Below are 19,904 nucleotides of genomic sequence, written 5' to 3'. Positions count from 1 at the left end.
AAATCAAGGACAGCGCACAATCCTCTCTTTCGATGCTCCTCAACCTGGTGAGGACCCCAGCTGGGCTACCAAAACCAAAGTCTCTTTAACGGCCCCGTGAAGATCGCCGAGCATTTTCCGATCAAGCAGCCTGCCTGAACGGAATTGGCTCAGATGAATCCAGCTGATACAGCGGATGCGCGGGCAAACCATCCTTCGTGTGGGCAAGGCAATACAACGGTATTCCTAGCTTTGTCAGCTCATCAACCACACGCTCTCCATATATGCGGAGTTTCTTGTGCGGGGCTCCGAATGCCAACATGACGAGAGATGCCCCTTTCGCGGCCTCGATGATCGCCTTCAGGTTTTCTTCGCTGCACGGGATTACCCCTGGCTCCAGCAACATTTTCGGTTTCGTTGCGCGGTAATCCATCACGTTGCACTTCACATAGTGCGAGTAGCCCCAGCGATTGGTGTATTTCCGCTCTTTCTTGACTGTCGGATCATCGAACTTGGCGTCTGCTGTGCTCGGATTCATGCCTATCCAAAGGACATAGCCCGGGCGCGCGGTCTCAGAACGCCACCGACGAGATAGAAGCACACGGTAACGCTCACAATCCGAGAACACGGCGTGGCTCTCGATGTCGTCTGCCAGGGCAAGCCGCACCTTGCCGCCTGGATCGTGTTTTCCGTTCAGTTCGAATGAAAAAGCATTCACAGGAATCACCCATTCAGTTCTGCGCCATGGATATTGGAGCTAAGGAGTTAATTGAAAGTGTTCCCGATAAAAAGATGACTGGCAAGGCTGATCGACCTTAACTGATAGAAGGATTCCGACTTCAATGTTGACATTTAAGGCGACCTGGCACATAGGTAGGACTTCCAACAAGGACATCAAAATGGCCAGCGCTGACATTCTTGAAAACCGCAGCAGACATCATGGTTGGATGCCCAGCGGACGGCCGGGCATCGCAATCAGTCCGTACCGTATCCACGGCGGCATTTCAGCTGTCCTGGCACTGAGTGCAGCAGTAGGCGTCGGCTATGACGCCGGATATCCGGGCGGCGCTATGTTCATCGAATACCCCACAAACCTGGGTGACGTGTCGTTGATCGACGAACTGATCGATGAAGCGTACAAGGCCCGTGTAGACTGAAGCCGACCAGTTCTATCCAATGATCTGAGCGCGGGCACTCTCATCGTAAGTGATGAACGGCGCAACTTTCTTCGCGACTGCCTCACAAAGATCGAGATCGAGATAGCCATTAGTGCGGACCCGGTTCTCCATATCGATCCACGAGTTCCCAACGTCTGAGGACTTCAAAATCTTTGGAAGAGCGGCGTCAATCGTTTCGGGACCAAGCCCCCCGGCGAAACCCGTAGCCTTGTTCTCGAACGCGTCCGGCCACGCGTCAGCTTCGATGCCGCGCCCTCCTGAAAGATCGAAAAGGACCTGATGGTTTTTCGCCTTCAATGCGGAAACCAGCTCAGCATTGGGCGGGAAATGCTGCGTGATGATCTTATATGGTGCCGTAGAAATTGCTTTATCAAGTTCTTCCATGGTGAATGGTACGCGGTTTGCGCTGAAGTTAAGCTGGACCCGGTCAGCGTAAAGGGCAGGGCGTTTCACCACCTGATCACCCGCCACATAGGCATTCACAGCGCTACCGCAGACATGCAGTGCGAGATTGACGTCATGCGATGCCAACTTTTTCAGAACAAGCTCGACAACCGACGGAGCCATGTATCGCGCATCCTTGTCCCCTGGAGTAAGCGACAGGAGCACCCCGAACTCCAGGAATGGAAACTCCTCCGACAGCGCCAACACTCTGTCCAAGTCGGTCTTGGCGTCAATTCCAGTAAACGTGCAAATGGAGATCATTGAAGAAGTTCCTGTTTCCGTATCACCATTGAGCGCATAGAAACTGCGACCCTGCAACCCAACAACTGGGCTTGCCGACACGATGGGACGCCAGCCCAGGTAAGATTGCAGGCATACGTTGCTACTCTCGTTCAACGGGCGAAGCGCAGGGAATCACACACGTTAACAAATGAGCCGCGAAATGTCCCTGATTCCGCTCAAAATGTCGCCTTCCGTTTACCATCATTTTGGTATCCCCCAAAAAACTAGGGATTTCAGTGAGTTCGCCTTGACCGCTTGGGGGCTGCGAATGTATGGCCAAATAATGGCTCACAAAGTAACGTGGGCGATGTTATTGTTGTTTTAGTAAGTTGTGAAATGCGTTGTACACACAAATGTTAGCTACTCTGCAGGCTATCGTTATGACAACTGACATATTATCATCTGACGTTTTTAAGGTTCTCGCGTTAGCCGTATTCGCGATCTTGGTTTTATGTCTTTGTGCTTTTTTGCTCACGATGAACAAAACTGATGACGGACGCCGAACAAAGGGCGGCCATAAGATCAAAGACGTGAACCCACCGAAAGCGGATGACGGAAATTAGGGCTTGAGACCGAACTTTTCCAAGTCTGACACGCTCTGAATATCACCACCGCCGGGCAACGGGATGTGCACCGTAGGGTTACCTCTTGCCTGCCAGGACGAGTTTTCGGGAATGCTGGATATTCCGTCATGTGTCCGGTAATTGTCGATGACCTTTGGCGGCAAGATAATCAGCTTCGTAGGAACCCCTTTTTCATCTGTGGTCTCGATCCCGGTTGGCTCCGCCTGGGCCTGGGACGCTTCCGCATTGGTTCTTTCGATAAGGCTGCGAAGGTTCGCCGGTAGCGATGCGAGAGCTTCACCCTTCATTTGACCAGGGGTCAACATGCTGATCTTTCGCAGCACCTCCGATGCCTGTGCAGGTGTCAGATTCTTCAGTTCAGCTTCGATTTCGGCATTGAGGTCTGCTGGTTTCGAAGCTGCTCCCTGGTTGATACCGACTGACGCTTTCTCGGTCGGCTTCTCGACCGGCAGCGTCTGATCTTCCTTGTAGAGGTCCGGAGAATACTTCGGAAGGCCGGTTGTCGGAGATGCTGCTTCCGCGCCTTGCTTACCTTCGCCTTGCGGCTTCAAGTCTGGGACTACCTGTGTAATCGGCTCCTTGCCGCCTTGGCGGAGAGCCTCAGGGGACATCTCGGAGCGCTCCGCGAGTGACGGCAATAGGTGGGTGTAATCCATGCCAGTCATCTTCATCGCGTCAACAAGTTCGCTGAAATCGATCTGGTCCTGTCCAGAGACCGGCGATCTCGGCTCGTAGCGATGAGATGGCCCGAGGAGTGCACAGACCGATACAGCGGCCAGAAGGCTCACAAAAAGGAGAGATTTGAACGAAGTTCGCTGATTGCCAGGCGCGTCACGACGGGCACGGTCCTTGATCAGGCGGAAACGCTCTTCGACCTGGGTGAAGCTACCTTCATAAAGGACGTTCACCTCGCCCTCGATCAGGCTCTCAATACGCCAGTTGGCTGGCGACCCCTTCTCAGGCGCGGCCAGGGATACCCGCTGGATAATGCCAGCCGCCGAAAAAACCAGATAGTCGCCACCGACAAGAACGTATTCGGTGCCACTGCCGATGTTGAAATCGAAATCTGAAAAGCTGGTATGACGGAGAAGGCCCATGTGAATTCCTTTAATGATCCACAAAAATTCTATCTCAAAGAATTTCCCGAAGACCACATGTTTTCGTCAAGGCGCGCATTAAATTTCTGTGAGGTGGAATTTCATCCCGTTAACGGGTCGCGCCGAGGTTTTTTCATAATTTGATTTACGTGCAAACGAGATCAGCATACCTTAAAACAAGTTGAATTTGTCGCCTAAAACGACCATGCCTCAAAATTCGCATTCGCATAGCGCCGATGAGCCTACTTCGCGCTACAAAAATACGACGCTTGACCTATTGCGCGATGCATTGATTTATGAACGTCAATCCCGTCGTATGAGCCTTCGCGAGCTTAGCCGGGTGATCGGTTGCAGCCGGAGCGCACTGTCAGAATTTGAAAGCGGTTCGTCGAAGACATCGGCCATCATCATCTTCAAGTACGCGGCAGCGGTCGATCTGGAGATTTCCTTCTCCGCAAAGGCCGATTTCCGGCTAATCGACCCTCATTCGCACGATATTGAAACGAGTGAAAACCCACACCCTTCTGGTGTCCAATAATCCATTTCGGCTGGAAATTCTTCCGTTGATGTTAGCGAGACCTGCGAGCATCATTGGTCGCTATCTTGAGAGAGACCTCCATGATCAATCGAACCATCAGTTACCTTTCCCAGGGCACCCGCGTACTCGTCCATGACCCACGGAAATTGTCAGCAACCAGCTTCGCAGAGATCAAGGTCGATCTAGATGGGAAACGGAACCTGGTCACGCCAGACGGCAGCATCTATCTCAATCAGGGGTACGGTTCGTTCCGACATAGCGATAAACCAGAAGAAGGCATAGCGGTCGCTTGGGCTGGTCCTTTCCCTGCGCTGTCAGATGAATCGATCATTACCTACTACCATTCCCTTGCGGAAGTTCAGCGTCACCGTCGAAACAGTTCAGACCCCTCTCTCCTCATCCACCTGACCGAGGTGTCAGACGGGACCGTTCGCGGCAAAATCGTCGAAGGACTCAATTCACGGCCACGTCACGGTAGAGACGAGGATGAGAACAACAGTGTCACCTTAGGCCACATTGTCGTCGGCGTAGGCGAACTAAACATTTCGACCGTTGGAATTCCAGAAGGCGCGCGCCGAGGTGACGTGCTGGTCAGCAGCGATTTTTCCTGCCAGGCGACCGTTAATGAAGACAAGTCACTAACCTATACGGTCACCCTCGAACACGTGGCCATCCTGGGGAATGCCGGAAACCCAAACGAACTCCTTGCGCTCGTTCCTGATAGTACGTCTGAAACCCGCGCGAGCGAATACGAGCAGCTCGGCTTCACATTCCAGAGCTTCGACATCATGAGTGCCGGGGATGTTCGCTACCAAGAAGACGCTGCGCGAGCACGAACAGAGCCAGATTTAGGACTCTTTATCTCGATCCCCGACAAAAAAGGGAACTGTTACCCTGCATTTCTGACAGGAACAGGAATTCAATTGTTTGGTCATAACCTTTATGGTGTGGAAGATTTGCTCAAGACACCTTGTCCGCCACAGGGCGTTTGGGCATTCGTAGACCCCGAATTCTGGGCTGGTTCCTACGATACAGACATCGGTCCGGAGTGGAGTCAGGAATTAAACGGTTCCTTTGTTCCTGCCACGCGCGAACATCTCGAACAACTTGAAATTTCCCTGGGCGAATTAGGAGAGACCATTCTCGAATATATGCGAGATAACGGACATGACGTGCGTGGCGAGGCGCTGGAGTGTGCAAATGCCTGGATGGAGCTAGCGCCCTCCTATCAAAGCGAACCAGCTCTAACCCTCTGATTCGTTATCCCATTGTCTCATTCTTGGCCGTTACGTTAACATTGTGTTAGTCAATGTAATGAGTGCCATAGATGAAACTAACTGACCATCTCAAAAGCCGTATTCAGAAGAAAACGGCTACATTCCCCGCTGGCGTCTATCGAGAACAGCTGGATCGGAAACAAAATGAGGGCGAGGCCTTCATCCGTGATCCAGCCGCCGAGCAGGTTATTCTCCAGAAGTGGGAAGTCGCATTCCTCTATTCTAAATATGTGCTCAAGGATGCATGGCCAGCCTTTGAAGCCGCGATGTTGGAAGCCCCATTGACGAGAAACGTCGTCAGCCAGAAGGCCGCCTACAACTATGCGACCGACGTCAAGAGAGGCCCAGTTGACGGCGTTGCACGGCAGATTTCCTTGAACGGAGAATTGTCGGCAGACTACGCAATCAACGTAGTAGGACAGGCCTGGGACCCTGAAAACCCTGACCACAAGCGTGCGCTCAATTCCATTGAGGCTCATCCTCAAGCCAGCGACGCCTATGCGGAAGGTCTGGATGAACTAAGCACGAGCCATAGAAAACGGCGTGCTTAACGGCTGACGATTTATGTTGCAGCGCAGCATAAATTCGCCCTATGATTTCCTTCATGGCAATCCGTGGAGGAAATCATCCCATGACCACTAATTTCAAGAACTTCTTTGACCATGAAAAGATCGCTGCGGCCGGTAAATCATTGGTCTCCGATCAGCTGAAACTCGCCGAAGAAGCGACCAAGTCCGCTACCGCAGAAATCGAGCATTTTACAAGCTTCATCGGTTCGCTGACATCCCTCAAGACGGGCGACGAAATCGCAAACGCAGCTATCTCGTACTGGTCAAATGCAGGGCTCCGCAGCCTGGCTTTCGCGGCCAAGGCAAAGGAAAGCCTCGAAAACGCTGCCAAGTCCTTGGCTTGATCGACAATTGCATCGGTCGTGCTTAGACTCCCCTTAAAGTACCCCGAGACACGACCGATGCAGACTTCGACAACCGGAAACGAACGCTTCTACCTGGAAGTAGTTAAGGCAGAGACCGCCGCACAAGAGGCCCATTCTGCGCTCTTCTCCACCCACGCGGATGCGTATAATCGCTACTTTGACCTAGCCTCTGATTTTGGTGAGCCCTATGTTCGCGAGAATTTTCCTGACATCACGAACTCTGTCGAGCTGATCAATGCCAGCAGTGCGCAACTCCAAGAGTTGCGAAGCAATTCCCCTGCTCGGCGCAACGCCCTGATTGAAAGCCTTGTGGCTGAGATGAGGGAGATTGGAGCGAAAGGTGGCGTGACCGATGATCCGGTTGTCCGGCTGCGCTCAGACCTGATGGAGCTTTCTTCCTTCCGTTCTGAGCGGCTTGATGGCGTCAAGATTGACTTCTGGCTTGTTAATGCAAAGCGCCAAGTGTCCCACCTGGATAAAAACGGCCTCAGTGGACCAGCTATAACCGCATGGTGCAAAGCACGTGGTATCAAGCCAAAGACGCTTGATGAAGCGCTATGGACCATTGCGCCACTGTGGGATCAATACCCTCACCAGCCCATCCAGATCATCTCGACAGTCTCGGCTGCGCTGGACAATTATCCGTTCGATGCTGACAACTTGCTTGAAAGCGCCCGGTCTTGGCCGGAGGCAAATCCCGAACTGGTCGAAGGCGTAATTACGGCCAGAAATCTCACAAGTTCAATGTCACCTGGACGTTGAGCCGGAGAACTTGCTCTTCCCACGGTATCGGACATGAAGCAGGAAAGTCCAGCAGATCAGGAAGCCGCCGGTCGCCCACCCGAAATCCCAGGCGGCTGAATACCCAAGGCTGAAACTGTCTCGGGCAATTGCCGCCAAGCAGGCAAAGGCTATACCGCCAGCACCAAGAGAGTGCGCGAGCATGAGAAGGTGTTCCTGAAACGGGTCGTCTTTGCGTAGTTTTTCGCTCATAAGCCATGATGTGACAGGGCTTGTCGCGGGTCAATTCGCAAAGAAGGACTTGTTCAAGGTGTTCTCGCGCGGCATCCTTTCCTGAAGCGGTTAGGAAATAGCGTCATGGTTGATTTGGAACAGCTGCAAAGCGAGGGTTACGTCGTCAATAAGGAATTCATCACAAATCTCGCACCGGAAGAACAGGCAAATTTCCTGAATTACTTGAAGTCAGAATTCTTCCGCCCGGGTGAGAAGGTACGAATTTGCCGGGATACGGTCGACAGGGCCATCGCCCTGGTGCGACGACACAACGGCGATACCCGCGTACTTGATTCGCTGAAAGCGGCAGACCAAAAGATTTTAGAGATTGAAAAGGTCTATTTCAAGCACGAACGGGACATCTGCTTCAAGCTCACATCCAGTGATATTCTTTTCAGCTCAGAGTATTTCATCGACAGTCGTCCGACCCTGAACATGTATGGCGTTATCTTGCTGGTTGATGATCGTATCTTTGCCGTGCGACTGGATGGCAATGAGCCTGCCAAAGTGCTGGACGGTTATGAAATTCAGGGCGAAGTCGAGCTTGGTTTTGGCGGCGTACTTGGTGTGAGTAATCGCGAGGAATTCAAGCATTTCCTTCAGAACGACGCTGACTGGAAGAATCGGCTGTGCGGCGAATTCTATATTTCTGACGAGGGTATGGAGACTTGGTGCCTAAGTGCTAAAGCCTGGTTCACCGGCGCTTCTCCGCAGGAAGTCGAGGTCGCGACGAGCTACGTCGAGACCATGATGTGTTCAGCGCCTAAACCGAACTGACGAACAAAGGAATTCTTTCAAAGAATCCTAGATCACCATCACTGCCGGTGCCTCATCGTCATAGTCTGGCTCAAACATACCCATAGCATTGTAGAAGCCGCAGGTCGGAACGACGACGGCGACCTTCTCTTCGATCAAAGCAGGCAATTGAAACGTGTCAACGGGCACTGGAGCTGGAAGGGCAAGGGCGTTTATGCTGGCAAGGCCGAAATGATCCAGACCCGAATTCATGTCAGCAATCAGCTCTGCAGGCGACCAGCCTGCATCAACCGCAGCAACAATCGTTTGGATATGGTCGACCGTAAGCGCCATTAACCGCCCGCTGGACCGTTGTCTAAGGGATTAGTAGCGCGCTTATCGCCCGTGGGCTCTACGCCAGGGAACGGCACGGGCATATCGACAGCGCGCCCGACGACATCCATGAACGTCTTGTAGAACTCTCCATGACTCCCAGCGGCTACATCGCGGCCTGTCGCCTCCCAGGCTCGTTTGAGGTCATAGAACATCTGCAGGAAGAGCATACGCGGAACCACGATGGTATCGCTTGCCGCGAGATACTTGCGGAAAAGCTCATGCACGTCGAGCGGCATGGTGATCGGAGCGGCTGCGAAACCCTCCGCCACGGCTTGAAGGCCCGCCCGATGCTGCACCGGCTGAAAGGCGTAGGGATCGAGCGCTGTCGTCATGAACTCCGTCATGCAAGAAGTTCCTCAAATGTCTTCATCAAATAACCAGCCTTCTCCAGACCCGCGACCTTGATGCCGTTCGCAAGCGTGGCGACGTATCGCTGGTGAATGTGGCCATGAACGATCATTTTAACGCCCATTACTTCAGCCAGGTCGTCAATCTCCTGATGCCCGTACTTGTGAGAGGAGGGGGCCTCGTGACTGATGAGCACATCGGCTTCAAGACCGGCCAAGGCGTTGAAATCCTCGGCAAAGATCGTTGCGCGGTGGCGCAATGGTAAACCGTCTCGCCACGCCTTTTTCTGGTTTGCCGCCATGTAGTCTGCACGCGTCGCAAACTTCGGCTTGCCGTTGCCATCTTTCGGATGCCAAACGTCAGCTTGAAATACGCCACCGAGCCCGGCGACTTTCACGCCGCCGATATCGATCACGCGACCGGAAATGTTGCGATCAGCCAGAGCGCTTGCGAATGCGAAGTCATGCCACTCGACGCGGTCGGCGTCGTGATTGCCCGGAATCCAGGAGACTTCGGAACCAGCGTCGATCAGAGCAGCAAGCTCCAGTTCGAGCGGGCGATCAAGATCAAAATCTCCGAGAAAAAGCGAATGCGCCGGTACTTCCCCTGAACGAAGCACCTGCTTCACAGAGCCAAAGTCGCCATGCGGATCGGAAAAGAAGCCGATCTGATTGTCGTATACGTTGGTCACGTCACGGTTCCGAGGTGCATTCATTTTCTAATGTTGACATTTTGATAGCACTAGGACACAGTCTTGGCAAGCAAATAAGCTGCAATTCTTCGAAGGAATTCCTGCCTAAATTGCATTGGAACAGTCGCACGCGAGAGTGAAAATGACGCAAGTTTCTCCTATTTCTGATGAAGATCGTTTGTATTCAGCAGTTCCGGAACTGGTGCGCCGTCTGCGCGATGACCCCGTCTACACCCGCATTCCGGACGGCGTAAACGTCATCGACGCCCGTCGTCGGGGAGTGAGGGTACGTGAAGTTGCAGAAGAGATCGCCCAATATTGGGGAATTGATCGGATGCTGCTCATCAACACATGCGCTCAGATGATCGGCGACATCCGGGGCGTCTTTGACCAGGATGAGGCTCGGGAAGCTCTCATGGCGGAGATTTCGGAGGAACGGGCGGAGCGCTTGCAGGCGATGCGTTAATCCGAGATTTCCTTTCCAACTCCGCTGTAGCCGGAAAACAAGTTGTGAGTTTTCCTTACAGCGACCAAATTGACATATGGAGCGCACGCATGAATAACCGTCGCAAATTTTCGAGCGTGACTGTGATCGCTGGTTGCTTCGTCTGCAACGGTTCTGAAGCTATTTGGACGACTGCCAATGCCATGGCGGTAGCAGCTCGCCATGCGGACGCGACCGGGCACGACACCTGGGCCGATCAGATTTTAAATGTTCGATATGTCTGTTCGGACGCCGCGCAATAAGCGCCTAATGTCCTTTTCCATTATTAAGGAAACATATCCTTCAAAGCGAGCGCCTGCTCGGCAAGCAATATACATCTGGCAAAGATAGGATAGGCAGGATTTGACTCCGCATTGCCCAGCGCCATCGTATTGAAGAAATAAAGCAGTTCGTTCTCTGCATCCTTGATATGGCTGACACCGGACCGAAGATTTTCGAACGTGTATCCATCAGCGAGTTCGATGTCGTTCTCCTGCAGCCAGTTCACCAGGTCCAGTGCTGCTTGCTGATAGTTGCCCAGTGGGTCGAACCCAGCAGGGAATTGACGTATGAACCGTTCATTAATCCCTCGTGCCTGTGTGGCCTTGAGATAACGGCTATTCGGAATACCGTGTGGATCATCCGCATTAACCATAAGTCCCTGATTGTCCCGAGCAAATGTTGACATGATTTCGATGTTCATGTTTTGATCTACCTGAAGCATTAGATAGTTTTTTATGATCCGCACATTCGAAACACGCATAGCAGCAGTTGACGACAGGCACGCTGACATACTCGGCAAGATCGCTGAGAAGATGTGCGTCGCAGAGCGCAAAATCCATGCTTTCCTGGCGTCGGGAAAAGAATGGAAAGCCGATGAATATCGGCACATTTACACCGAGCTTGGCCTTTCGTCAGTAATGTTCCGGAGTGCCAAAGATTCTCTTGACGGCCGATTACGCTCAATTTCGGAGCTAGCGAAGGTCCAAGCAGCAGACCTTAAGCTGCGTGTCGACCAGAAGAAGAAACAAATCGAGGACAAGGAAGACAATCTCGCCAAGGCGCGCGTCAGCCTAGCAAGGCATCAGGTCAAGTTTGACGATCTGTCCGGCAGGATCAGTGAACTTCAGGAGAAGATCGAAGCTGCGTCGAAACCATCTGTGAAGGCCAAGGCAGTGGCAAAGCTGAAGTTGCTGCTTGATAAGCGAGCTATCGTCGTTCAGAAGCTCAAGGGACTTGCGAACGACGTCGATCAGATGCCCTTTAACCTTCATCAACACCGCCGTAAACTTTCGAGCCTGAAGTGCCAGCTGCGTCGAGCGGAAGAGCGCACAGAGAAGCCGCGCATTTGTTTCGGAGCGAAAAATCTATTTCGCCAACAGTTCGATCTCGAAGCAAACGGCTTTAAATCCCACGCCGAATGGAAAGAAACCTGGAGAAAAGCTCGAACATCCAGCTTTGCCTTTGTAGGAGTGGCGAATATGGCGGGCGGCAACGAGGTCGCCCGACTGAAGCTGCGCAAGGATGGATTGTTCAACCTTGAGCTAAGGCTTCCGCCGGGAATACGAACGTCGAGCCAGTCCTACATCACCTTCCGCAAGATCAGCTTCAACCAGGGACATGACAAAATCATCGCGGCATTGGCACGCCAGCAGCCGTTGACAGTGAGGTTCGTTCGGGACGAGATCAGCTGGAAGATACACGTCACAATCGATCAACCGACAACACCGGGGAAATTCGACGATAGTCGCGGCTGCTTGGGCATCGACCTGAACGCGGACAGCGTGGCGCTGACCTTGGTCGACCGGTTTGGCAATCCCATCCGTAGCTGGACCATCCCGATGGTCACCCACGGCCTATCGTCAGATCAGGCATTGGACCTCACACGAAAAGTCGCAAAACAGATCATCGACCTAGCCAGAGAGTACGATGTTACTATTGCCGCTGAAGACCTGGACTTCGCCACCAAGAAGGCGCAGCTGACATCCGACAGTAGCCCTCGCTATGCGCGTATGCTGTCGTCCTTTGGCTATTCGTCTTTCCAGCGAGCGCTGGCATCAGCCTGTGCACGCAACGCCGTTTACCCGAGGCAGGTCAACCCTGCCTTCACGTCCCTGATTGGCCGCACGAAATTCGCTCGCCGTTACGGCTTGAGCGTCCATACGGCCGCTGCGCTCTCTATTGCCCGCCGGGCGATGGGGTTTTCTGAAAGAATGCCAAAGCCCATCGAGGGGAAGATCATCCTTCCCCTCGACAACGGTGATCATGTCACTCTGCCTCGGCCTGCAAGGATCGCGGGAAGACATGTGTGGTCACAGTGGCGGACGCTGAACGTCAGATACAAAGCGGCGCTTGCAGCGCACAGGCGGACGAGACGCAAGTCTCGATCCTCTGGAATGGCCTCGGGTGGTCCAAACCCCGAGGAACTTCCGTTGCGACGGACCAATGGTCCTTCGCCTGCTGGTTTTGTCCGGGATGTTCCCAGGTGAAACTGCGAAGTTCCGGGGTGGGGCTATACCCGGGCCGAGTGACATTTGTCACTCGCACCAAAAGATCGGACATTGTGTAGGTCAACCACACCATAATCCGAATAGCCGAGATAACTGGCGACCAAACCACTTCTTGCCTGGTCAATGATCGTCTTCTTCGCTTCCTGTCCCGCAAACGAGAAATGCAGGATTTCGGGATTTCGAGCAATGAAGCCAGCCAGGTCGATTTCTGTTTTTAGGTTCGACGAGAAGTTCTCACATGCTCGGTCAAACAGGAACTCGATCATGTTCCGTGTAACGGGCTCTCCTTTCCCCTCGGCCAAAACAGCCTTTTCGTGCTGGAGCCAGAGGAGGCGAACGTCCATCGACAGCCTCGAAATATCACCCGTGCCGCCGAGCTGAGCCGTCATGGAAATCATGGCGCTGTCGACGTCACCCGGAAAGGTATCGTCATCCAGCTCGTTGAGAAGTTCATTAACGGCAAGTGCCTGCAGCGTCTGAAGAACGACCAATGTCATCTTGATACCCATTTCTAAAATTTCTAAAAGGCGACGTCGTAATCGCGGCCTTCGTCATTGCCCAACTCTGCTTCACGCCATTCGGGAGCATCTGTCCAGCGACCAGCAAGCTTCAGGCATTGTTTGCATGTGATTTGGCTCACATACCGTCCATCGACTCCATGATCGCTGGAATGCCTGTAGCCGGTCCAATCCTGACCATTCGAGCCCGACGCGGATGTGCAGAGGAATGAACCGCTAGATCGTTCGAACTTTCCGTCGGCGAGCCGCTCCAGAAGCAAAACGTGGTTTACCGTCCTGGCGTTTTCGCCGGTACCGCTGCTATTACGGAGAAGCCCTGAAAGGACACGTTTTTGACCGGAAGTCCATCGGACAGGAATATGGAGTTTCGCATTTTCCTGTTCGGCGCGAATTTGCCGATCCCGAAGCCTTTGACGTTGAGCTTCCTTGTCTTTCTCGATCTTCGCCAACTCCTTTTGGCGCGTTGCCTCAAACCTTAACGCCTGGGTTTCCTGTTCTTCAGCGAGAATGAAGCCGCCGCCAATTTTGGTCAGCCTCACTTCTGTTCCTGCTGGCGGGATAGCGCCTGCCCGAAGCACGAGGACATCTCCATACATGACGATCTGGCCGGTGTCATCGACGACTGTCTTCATGTTTGAATGGTCATATGACCAGCTGAACCAGATAGGCGAAGGAATTGAGGGAAGCGACATGATCGCCTCCGCGTGGGGATACTCCAGCCTCAATGCATCAAGTTTTTCCGACAAGATTTATCCTCACGAACTGTAGGAAAACTTTTGCACGTTGCGTATAAAATGTCAACATTGCGCACCCGCGCCCTCGCACGAAGCCTTTCGTTGACAATCCAAGGATTTTGGGTGAGATGTGACGCGCCCGTTGAGGGCAGTATCGAACGAAAGGATGCGCCATGAAGTTCAGCGCACTTGAAGCTTCCCGGATAAAGTCGTCGGTTGACGGCAATGTTTGGAGCCTGGTCGATCCTAATCCAGCGCAGGCGCACCTCCTGGAGCACGGTGTTTCCCAAGTCCCCTTCGAGCGCCTCTCCTATGAGCAGTTTGTGGACAAGGCGTCTCGGTTCTCTCCACGCTTTGCCGGGGTGCCTGGCAAAGCGGATTGGGTAACGGCCTGGCGATTTCATCAGCTCGGAATGGCTGGGTTCGAAATGATTTACAATGAACTGAGAGATCGACCAAGCAAGTCGTTCCGACTGGACGATCCGTCGGAAGCCAATAATCCGGCGTGGGGCGTGATTTCGAACCGGAGATTTGAACTGGAAGGTGGCGATCCGCTCGCGCGGCATCTCGCCGCCGGGTAGGCGAACAGGCGTCTACTAAGCCCATATTTGAGGTTACGGATATAACTTTGAATATGGATCGGAAAGTGAGTGTTGTATTCAAGGTTAGAGGGGCAGGGCGGGCCTGCCCCTCTTCTTTATCAGACTACTGCCAGAACCGATTCCACGTCGGCCGCTTGAACACCCTTGAGATGACGCCGCTGGATACGGTCGGCAGTTCGCACCGTGTCCTTTACGCAATATGCGAGCAGGGCGATGGCGACGGTCTCGACCTTGAGAGCGTATTTGGTTGCCAGGGACAGAACTGCTGCGTTCACGGTCAATGCCTTGATGCGGGCTCGGATCGACAACGGCAGTTTATCGACGTCACCTGCCAGCAGATCGTTGCTATGCGCGTCCCAATCAATCGGCCGTGTTGCAAGCGATGACTTCAAGGTCCAAGTGACCGGGACATTGACCTGCTCGAACTCGACCGACTTCAGATAATCGGAAAGGTCGCCGATGTCTGATGGTGACGGCACGTGACCAGCAACATCACCAGTCTTACTGTCACTCACCCAACCTCCGCCGAAGGAGCCTCCCATGATGCGGTCGTTATCGGATGAACGGTCGATAAAGGTCAGGTCGTCACTAGGGTCTGCAGCTTCAGGACGGAAACCGCTGCCCACGATCATCGCACCCCGGCCTCTGCGTGCGCCGCCTGGAGCAGCCATAAGGAGAGGGCCACCCTTGGCAGATGCTGCAAATGACATCGACGCTGCTGCCATTGGTGCTGGACCGGCTGCCATGTACGACCGCATTGCGGAGGCGGATTCCTCAAGGGCGATCTTGCGCTGTGCTGGAATGCCGTCAACGGCTTCTCCGGCTTCGTCGACGAGGACAATCGAGGTCAGGTGCGAAACGAGCCCCTCTTCAGCAGAGAAGATGGCTGCACTGTCTTCTGTCATTCCAGACAGGGCGAGATATGCCGCAAATGCAGACAGGCCGTTGATTTCTTCATAGGGCTTCTTGGATGCATTCCATTTTGCAGTGACGGCTACCCCACCCATGTTCTTGGTGACAGCCCCAGGCCGCGAGGGCGAAACGGGCAGTGCTGGCGCAAGATAGGCCATTGCATTGATCGCTGCGGCGATATCGCGTTCGGTTTCTAGGCCAAAACTGATGAAGGTCTGACCGCCAGATACAGCAGCCAGGTGGCTGATGTTTGCTTCGAGGGCGTCACCACCCAGGAGGACAGCCGTGACACGGCACCCTCTGGAAAGCATACGTTCGACATTCAGCTCTCCCGCCCGACCGTCCGTGATAACCAGGATGTTGGCACCTTCACGGGACTTGGCGACCTGCTGCAGGGCGCTATCGAGTTCTGTCGATCCTCTATCGAATGTAATGCGACGAACGCGCTCGCTAAGGTCTTTCCTGGTCGTGGCCCCCTCATAGCGCAGCGTGGTTGCGAAAACCCACAGATGCACCTTATCGTCATCACGCAGGCCAAGTGCCTCGACCTTCGTGAGCGCGTCGATCATCGCATTCCACTTAACGTTCCGCGCGTTATCGATCTCCGACATGGAACCGGAGGCGTCGAGCAACAGGTCGATCTCCATGCTCTCCTGGCGCTCGGCCAGCATTTCGAAGGCTACAGTAACCACCCGGCCATCCTTGGTAGCGGTCGTCAACGGCTTGAGCTGATGGTTCTCGATTTCGATGTCGATCACGGCTCCCAGCGAAACACGCTGGGCCGTTTCATCAATGGCGCGGCCATTCAGACGAGCTTTGGTCGGCACCTTGATGGTGACATCCGCGAACTGTGCGGGTCCGCCAGTGAGAAGTCGGTCGGAGTCCTGCATCGGCAGATTGCCGTAAATCTGTCCAACAGTCAGCGGAAGCCGGACTTTACCCATAGAACCGACCATCGCCACCGGGGCGGCAAAATTAGCAACGACTTCGATGTGCGAACCTGGCTTTACGTTGGCCACGGAGACCATATGAAGGCCCTTGAGCAACTGTTCATGGAGAATTGCCGCCTTTCCATCGTCGATGGCAGTTTCATATGTCTCCCGGGCTTTCGCCTTCGGTTGGGCCTGGCCTACAAGCTTGCGCCCATCGATCACGGTTGAAATGCGGGTCACAGCGGCTTCGTATGGAACCGGGAAGGTCAAGATAGCCTCAATCGGCTTCGCTTCCTTGTTTTCGAACTTCCGTGTCATTTGCACGAAGGCTAGACCAGAGCGCACTTCGACAGAGTAGCTTGTGGCAGTGAGGACGGCCTGCTCAGCGCGTCTTCCGCGCGCCTTCTCCCGAATAAATTCGTCTAAGCTTTTGATACGAGTACCGAACATTATGAATTCCTTTCTGCAGCGATTTTTAATGTTTCGAGAGCGTTCAGCACGTGTGGATCGAGCATGAACTGCTGATATTTTTGAGAAGTGGTGGAAAAGTGCATCTCCAGGCCGGGCACGATTTCCAGGATGTTTGTGACCTTGTTGCCCTCGGCGACCCGTTTACGGATTGCGTCCAGCTTTAGCCCTTCATCCTTCCATGCGCGATAATTCGCCAAGGCTTGTAGATGGTTGGTGTCATATGACGCACCACGACCCGAGCCATTCGGCTCCGGTACGATCTTTTCAGCGATGAGGAAACGGATGGTTCTGCCATCCAGCCCCGACTTCTCTTCCAGTTCTCGGCGATCCACGGCCGCCTCCTTTCGTGACGGTAAAATTGTCACGAAATATTCTATGGGCGTCAATCGCTTCGTGACAAATTCACTGTCGCGAAGCCTCAAGTCTTTGATTTATGTGAACTAAAAATGACAATTTTCGGCATATCAGCATCGACACGCCGCCGAAGCGATTACGGATCGAGCAGTCCGTTCATGAGCTTGTCGACAGCCAGGCGCTTGCGCTTGATCGCGCGGTACGCCTTGTCGCGCAAATGGCTCCAGTCAGGAAGAAGCTCGCGCATTGCGAAAGTCGTGCGCAGAAGCGTGAGAAGAGCAATCGGCTCCAGTTCCTTGACATCAGCCTTACGGATCACGCGGTTCAAGCCTACGAGATTTCCCGACAAAACGAGATCGTCAATGCTCGACATCGTTCGCGACAGAGTGTCGATATCGGCCTGTGGTGCGATGGAACTCAGCAGCTCCAGGACTTCGCTCTCAGCGCGTGCATCCTGACGGCTCGGACGGCCTGGCTTCGAAAGGACAGCCTCGATATTGACCGGACCACGAAACGTCTTGATGACCAGCGATGTGGCGTGATGACCTGTCGGGACGCTTTTCGGTGAGGATGAAGCCATTTGAAGATGCATTGTTTGTGACCTTGTCGTTCCCAATCGTGAGGTGATTTGCCGCGCTATTCAAGACCGTTCTGTGACATTTAAACAGCCTGGGCTACTGCAGTCTGAATTTGTATTGGCAATCATCTGGTTTTTGCGGGTCTGCAGCCCAGAACCTTATTCATTCGAATGTTGCCCGTAGATGCTCTTTAAGAGGTGTCTATTATTTCAAATTTCGAATGAAACCATAGCAGCCAATCCCGATCTCTACAAGGAAAATGTCAACAATTAAGGAGGAATTCCTTCGAGACAGAATTTCCGAACCTTCGATTTCCGAATCATCACTTCATTGACACCTGAGCGAATTCACTTTGAGAATAGAATCATCAGGAATTCTGGATTACAAAAATGGCCGAAGAAATCGTGGAAGCCGTGGTAGAACTCGCAGGCGAGGTGCTTGCGGGCGGTGTGAGTGAGGCCAGCCGAGGCAAGCCCGGCTGCCGTTGGCGCACTGTTTTTCTCGCTTTCGTCATCATTGGCGTGGTGGTCGTAGGCACGTATTGGCTGTTTGGCTGAAGCGCAGCGTCACGCCTGGCCTAGTCCATATGCCGCAGGATCGCGCTCTATCTGTTCCATGCCTTGTTGCAGGCCTTCTATGATCCGATTCCTGCTGTCTTCTTTGAGAATACCTCGCAGCCCGACCGTCAAGGCTTCCTGCCATGATGGTCCGCGATCCCATGCTTCAGCATAGACCTCAGCCAGATCATCCTGGCGGCGACTGGCGATCAGAGCTTCCATCAGAACCGTTGCCTGGAACACGTCCTTTAGCCGCTTGTCCGTCGGGCCACCCTGATTTCGACGCTTGGTCGAGATAATGAGCTTGTGGACAGCAAAGCGTTCGGGCGCGGGAACCGTCACCGGCACGCCACCTCGATGCAACAGGACTGCCTTAACGGGATCGTGGATCAGGAAATCCAGATAGCGCAGCGGCTGAGCATGGGTATCTCCTAGTGCTGGCATTGGAGAGGGCCTGCCCTGATGATCGTCGCTGCCACGATTAGGCGTCAGGAATTCAACCATATAACCGGTGGCATTTTTGAACTTCGTGTGTTTCCGTCCATCGATCTGGTTCATGATTTCGGCGAAAGACGGATCAACCTGGCGAAGGGTCTCAGCCACTCCCGGCGTCATCCTGTCCTCGACTTCGGCGGAAATCGAATGAAACTGGGCGAAGTCAGCGTCGTCAGTCTTGATGGTCGCAGCGGGCAACTTGACCCCCAGAAGCCCGGCATAGACTTGATAGGCAACGGCCCCGACCATTACGCCGCGCAGACGAAAGAACCCTGACAAGGCCATGGCCTGAATGATGTCGCCAGTGAACCTGTCCGGCCCGAGCAATCCTGCCTGGTTTCGAAGTGTCTGGACAAGTTTACGACGGCCAGCCAAATCGCTCTTCAGGTCTTTGAAGGCTGCAACCCTTCGTGCGACATCGGGATCGGAATTCGGGCCAACGTACTTGCGTTTGCGACCGCCTGCGGCAGTCGGTTCGTCGAAATACCAGTAATCTCGTCCCTTGTCGGATACCGAAACAAAAGAACCGTTCGGCGAAAAGTCCGAAACGAAATGTGCATCCAGCGCACGCTGCGTAAGCTCGCTGTAGACGGTTTGAAACATCAGGTCGACAGTGTTCATGAAAGGCTTCCACACCAACAAGAACACCAGTCTACACCGAAGCTATACAAGATTCAAAAACTTTGTATAGCTGAAACAAAATCAGATAGTTAAGTTAGAAACTTGAATCATCTCTCAACCGACCTTGCAGGGGCGGCAAGTCTGTCGCGGCCAGAAAACCGCGCATTGCGTGGTTCGCGAAGTAGAGCGTCACCATCGAGAAGAAAAAGATGCCGTGGCCGCCGCCAATGAGAAATCCCTCGGCGACCAGGATGCACATGAAGCAGGTGACGATGAAGATGATAAACCGTTTGTTCGCATCGTTTGATCGCGCAAACACTGCACCAACCAAAAGCTTGTGATGCTCTGCTGCCGACCAGATAGGGGCGTTGCGGACAGTTAAGATGATCGACCACAACGCCGCAAGGTTGATCGACAACCACATCGCGTATGGGATGATCCAGATACTGAAATCCGGCGTTCCATAAAGTTGATAACCACCGATGACCCCACAGATTGACGAGAGTATCAGTGTGAAAACGCTGACCTTGGAACGGAACTCTGGCGGTGTCAGAGAAAGGGTTTCACACGCTTTCGCCTGCAACGTACCGGCGATTTCGATCAACTTGTCGTCCAAGGCTGAGATCAAATTCCACATTT

General features: G+C 53.5%; 26 protein-coding genes. 12 read left to right on the top strand and 14 right to left on the bottom strand.

The features are described from left to right. Positions 1-121: 121 nt before the first annotated feature. The gene (locus FFR93_RS03865) at positions 122-697 is read right to left on the bottom strand and encodes a DUF1643 domain-containing protein (RefSeq protein WP_246661275.1); all 576 of its coding nucleotides are present in this window, start codon (positions 695-697) and stop codon (positions 122-124) included. Between the two features lie 181 nt (positions 698-878). Here FFR93_RS03865 and FFR93_RS03860 point away from each other — a divergent pair, with 181 nt between their 5' ends. Then, positions 879-1,136 (top strand): hypothetical protein, encoded by a 258-nt coding sequence (locus tag FFR93_RS03860; RefSeq protein ID WP_138392052.1) that lies wholly within the window; start codon positions 879-881, stop codon positions 1,134-1,136. A gap of 12 nt (positions 1,137-1,148) precedes the next feature. On the opposite strand, the gene FFR93_RS03855 is transcribed toward FFR93_RS03860, so the two are convergent. Together FFR93_RS03855 and FFR93_RS03850 are read right to left on the bottom strand one after the other, a co-directional pair. Then, complete coding sequence (locus tag FFR93_RS03855; RefSeq protein WP_138392051.1) at positions 1,149-1,943, bottom strand: hypothetical protein; 795 nt, start codon at positions 1,941-1,943, stop codon at positions 1,149-1,151. 499 nt (positions 1,944-2,442) lie between these two features. Then, positions 2,443-3,621 (bottom strand): hypothetical protein, encoded by a 1,179-nt coding sequence (locus FFR93_RS03850; protein WP_138392050.1) that lies wholly within the window; start codon positions 3,619-3,621, stop codon positions 2,443-2,445. Positions 3,622-3,769: 148 nt separating this feature from the next. Between FFR93_RS03850 and FFR93_RS03845 the strand changes: the two genes are divergently transcribed. The 6 genes from FFR93_RS03845 to FFR93_RS03820 all read left to right on the top strand — a co-directional run bounded on the left by FFR93_RS03845 (position 3,770) and on the right by FFR93_RS03820 (position 8,104). Next, positions 3,770-4,102: a helix-turn-helix transcriptional regulator gene (locus tag FFR93_RS03845; RefSeq protein WP_138392049.1), complete on the top strand. Its 333-nt coding sequence runs from the start codon at positions 3,770-3,772 to the stop codon at positions 4,100-4,102. Between the two features lie 80 nt (positions 4,103-4,182). Continuing rightward, entirely contained in the window at positions 4,183-5,358 is a 1,176-nt protein-coding gene (locus FFR93_RS03840; RefSeq protein WP_138392048.1) for a hypothetical protein, read from the top strand. 71 nt (positions 5,359-5,429) lie between these two features. Beyond that, complete coding sequence (locus tag FFR93_RS03835) at positions 5,430-5,930, top strand: hypothetical protein (protein ID WP_138392047.1); 501 nt, start codon at positions 5,430-5,432, stop codon at positions 5,928-5,930. A gap of 80 nt (positions 5,931-6,010) precedes the next feature. Next, positions 6,011-6,292: a hypothetical protein gene (locus FFR93_RS03830; RefSeq protein ID WP_138392046.1), complete on the top strand. Its 282-nt coding sequence runs from the start codon at positions 6,011-6,013 to the stop codon at positions 6,290-6,292. 57 nt (positions 6,293-6,349) lie between these two features. After that, positions 6,350-7,075, top strand: coding sequence for a hypothetical protein (locus FFR93_RS03825; protein ID WP_138392045.1), 726 nt, complete (start codon positions 6,350-6,352; stop codon positions 7,073-7,075). 336 nt (positions 7,076-7,411) lie between these two features. Further along, positions 7,412-8,104: a hypothetical protein gene (locus FFR93_RS03820; RefSeq protein ID WP_138392044.1), complete on the top strand. Its 693-nt coding sequence runs from the start codon at positions 7,412-7,414 to the stop codon at positions 8,102-8,104. A 27-nt stretch (positions 8,105-8,131) separates the two neighbouring features. Here FFR93_RS03820 and FFR93_RS03815 read toward each other — a convergent pair whose 3' ends face one another. The 3 genes from FFR93_RS03815 to FFR93_RS03805 are packed head-to-tail and all read right to left on the bottom strand — an operon-like array spanning position 8,132 to position 9,521. Beyond that, the gene (locus FFR93_RS03815) at positions 8,132-8,416 is read right to left on the bottom strand and encodes a hypothetical protein (protein WP_138392043.1); all 285 of its coding nucleotides are present in this window, start codon (positions 8,414-8,416) and stop codon (positions 8,132-8,134) included. Continuing rightward, positions 8,416-8,802 carry a hypothetical protein gene (locus tag FFR93_RS03810; RefSeq protein ID WP_138392042.1) on the bottom strand — a complete coding sequence of 129 codons (387 nt, stop codon included), beginning with the start codon at positions 8,800-8,802 and terminating at the stop codon, positions 8,416-8,418. Before FFR93_RS03810 ends, FFR93_RS03815 begins: the two co-directional genes overlap by 1 nt. Then, the gene (locus tag FFR93_RS03805; protein ID WP_138392041.1) at positions 8,799-9,521 is read right to left on the bottom strand and encodes a metallophosphoesterase; all 723 of its coding nucleotides are present in this window, start codon (positions 9,519-9,521) and stop codon (positions 8,799-8,801) included. Before FFR93_RS03805 ends, FFR93_RS03810 begins: the two co-directional genes overlap by 4 nt. Before the next feature lie 118 nt (positions 9,522-9,639). Here FFR93_RS03805 and FFR93_RS03800 point away from each other — a divergent pair, with 118 nt between their 5' ends. After that, positions 9,640-9,963 (top strand): hypothetical protein, encoded by a 324-nt coding sequence (locus tag FFR93_RS03800; RefSeq protein ID WP_138392040.1) that lies wholly within the window; start codon positions 9,640-9,642, stop codon positions 9,961-9,963. A gap of 89 nt (positions 9,964-10,052) precedes the next feature. After that, entirely contained in the window at positions 10,053-10,244 is a 192-nt protein-coding gene (locus FFR93_RS03795; RefSeq protein WP_138392039.1) for a hypothetical protein, read from the top strand. A 23-nt stretch (positions 10,245-10,267) separates the two neighbouring features. Here the strand turns inward: FFR93_RS03795 and FFR93_RS03790 are convergent, their stop codons facing one another. After that, complete coding sequence (locus FFR93_RS03790) at positions 10,268-10,684, bottom strand: hypothetical protein (RefSeq protein WP_138392038.1); 417 nt, start codon at positions 10,682-10,684, stop codon at positions 10,268-10,270. Positions 10,685-10,718: 34 nt separating this feature from the next. Between FFR93_RS03790 and FFR93_RS03785 the strand changes: the two genes are divergently transcribed. After that, positions 10,719-12,470, top strand: coding sequence for an IS200/IS605 family element transposase accessory protein TnpB (locus tag FFR93_RS03785; RefSeq protein ID WP_138392037.1), 1,752 nt, complete (start codon positions 10,719-10,721; stop codon positions 12,468-12,470). 23 nt (positions 12,471-12,493) lie between these two features. Here FFR93_RS03785 and FFR93_RS03780 read toward each other — a convergent pair whose 3' ends face one another. Both FFR93_RS03780 and FFR93_RS03775 read right to left on the bottom strand, forming a co-directional pair. Further along, the gene (locus tag FFR93_RS03780) at positions 12,494-13,000 is read right to left on the bottom strand and encodes a hypothetical protein (RefSeq protein WP_138392036.1); all 507 of its coding nucleotides are present in this window, start codon (positions 12,998-13,000) and stop codon (positions 12,494-12,496) included. An 11-nt stretch (positions 13,001-13,011) separates the two neighbouring features. Further along, positions 13,012-13,755: a hypothetical protein gene (locus FFR93_RS03775; protein ID WP_171049061.1), complete on the bottom strand. Its 744-nt coding sequence runs from the start codon at positions 13,753-13,755 to the stop codon at positions 13,012-13,014. A gap of 161 nt (positions 13,756-13,916) precedes the next feature. Between FFR93_RS03775 and FFR93_RS03770 the strand changes: the two genes are divergently transcribed. Then, positions 13,917-14,324, top strand: a complete 408-nt coding sequence (locus FFR93_RS03770; protein WP_138392034.1) for a hypothetical protein — start codon at positions 13,917-13,919, stop codon at positions 14,322-14,324. Between the two features lie 119 nt (positions 14,325-14,443). On the opposite strand, the gene FFR93_RS03765 is transcribed toward FFR93_RS03770, so the two are convergent. From FFR93_RS03765 to FFR93_RS03755, 3 genes are all read right to left on the bottom strand, one after another. Further along, positions 14,444-16,639 (bottom strand): VIT and VWA domain-containing protein, encoded by a 2,196-nt coding sequence (locus tag FFR93_RS03765; protein WP_138392033.1) that lies wholly within the window; start codon positions 16,637-16,639, stop codon positions 14,444-14,446. Continuing rightward, a complete protein-coding gene (locus FFR93_RS03760; RefSeq protein ID WP_171049060.1) occupies positions 16,639-16,992 on the bottom strand; it encodes a MerR family transcriptional regulator in 354 nt (117 codons plus the stop codon). Before FFR93_RS03760 ends, FFR93_RS03765 begins: the two co-directional genes overlap by 1 nt. Before the next feature lie 158 nt (positions 16,993-17,150). Further along, complete coding sequence (locus tag FFR93_RS03755) at positions 17,151-17,594, bottom strand: hypothetical protein (RefSeq protein ID WP_138392031.1); 444 nt, start codon at positions 17,592-17,594, stop codon at positions 17,151-17,153. A gap of 387 nt (positions 17,595-17,981) precedes the next feature. On the opposite strand from FFR93_RS03755, the gene FFR93_RS40675 reads away from it, so the two are divergent. Further along, complete coding sequence (locus tag FFR93_RS40675) at positions 17,982-18,149, top strand: hypothetical protein (RefSeq protein ID WP_171049059.1); 168 nt, start codon at positions 17,982-17,984, stop codon at positions 18,147-18,149. 9 nt (positions 18,150-18,158) lie between these two features. Here the strand turns inward: FFR93_RS40675 and FFR93_RS03750 are convergent, their stop codons facing one another. Further along, complete coding sequence (locus tag FFR93_RS03750) at positions 18,159-19,265, bottom strand: GSU2403 family nucleotidyltransferase fold protein (protein ID WP_138392030.1); 1,107 nt, start codon at positions 19,263-19,265, stop codon at positions 18,159-18,161. Positions 19,266-19,359: 94 nt separating this feature from the next. Beyond that, positions 19,360-19,902 carry a hypothetical protein gene (locus FFR93_RS03745; protein WP_138392029.1) on the bottom strand — a complete coding sequence of 181 codons (543 nt, stop codon included), beginning with the start codon at positions 19,900-19,902 and terminating at the stop codon, positions 19,360-19,362. Positions 19,903-19,904 lie beyond the last annotated feature (2 nt).

The sequence above is a fragment of the Rhizobium sp. MHM7A genome, assembly GCF_005862215.1.
Taxonomy (GTDB): Bacteria; Pseudomonadota; Alphaproteobacteria; order Rhizobiales; family Rhizobiaceae; genus Rhizobium; species Rhizobium bangladeshense.
This window is presented reverse-complemented; position numbering and strand designations above follow the sequence as displayed.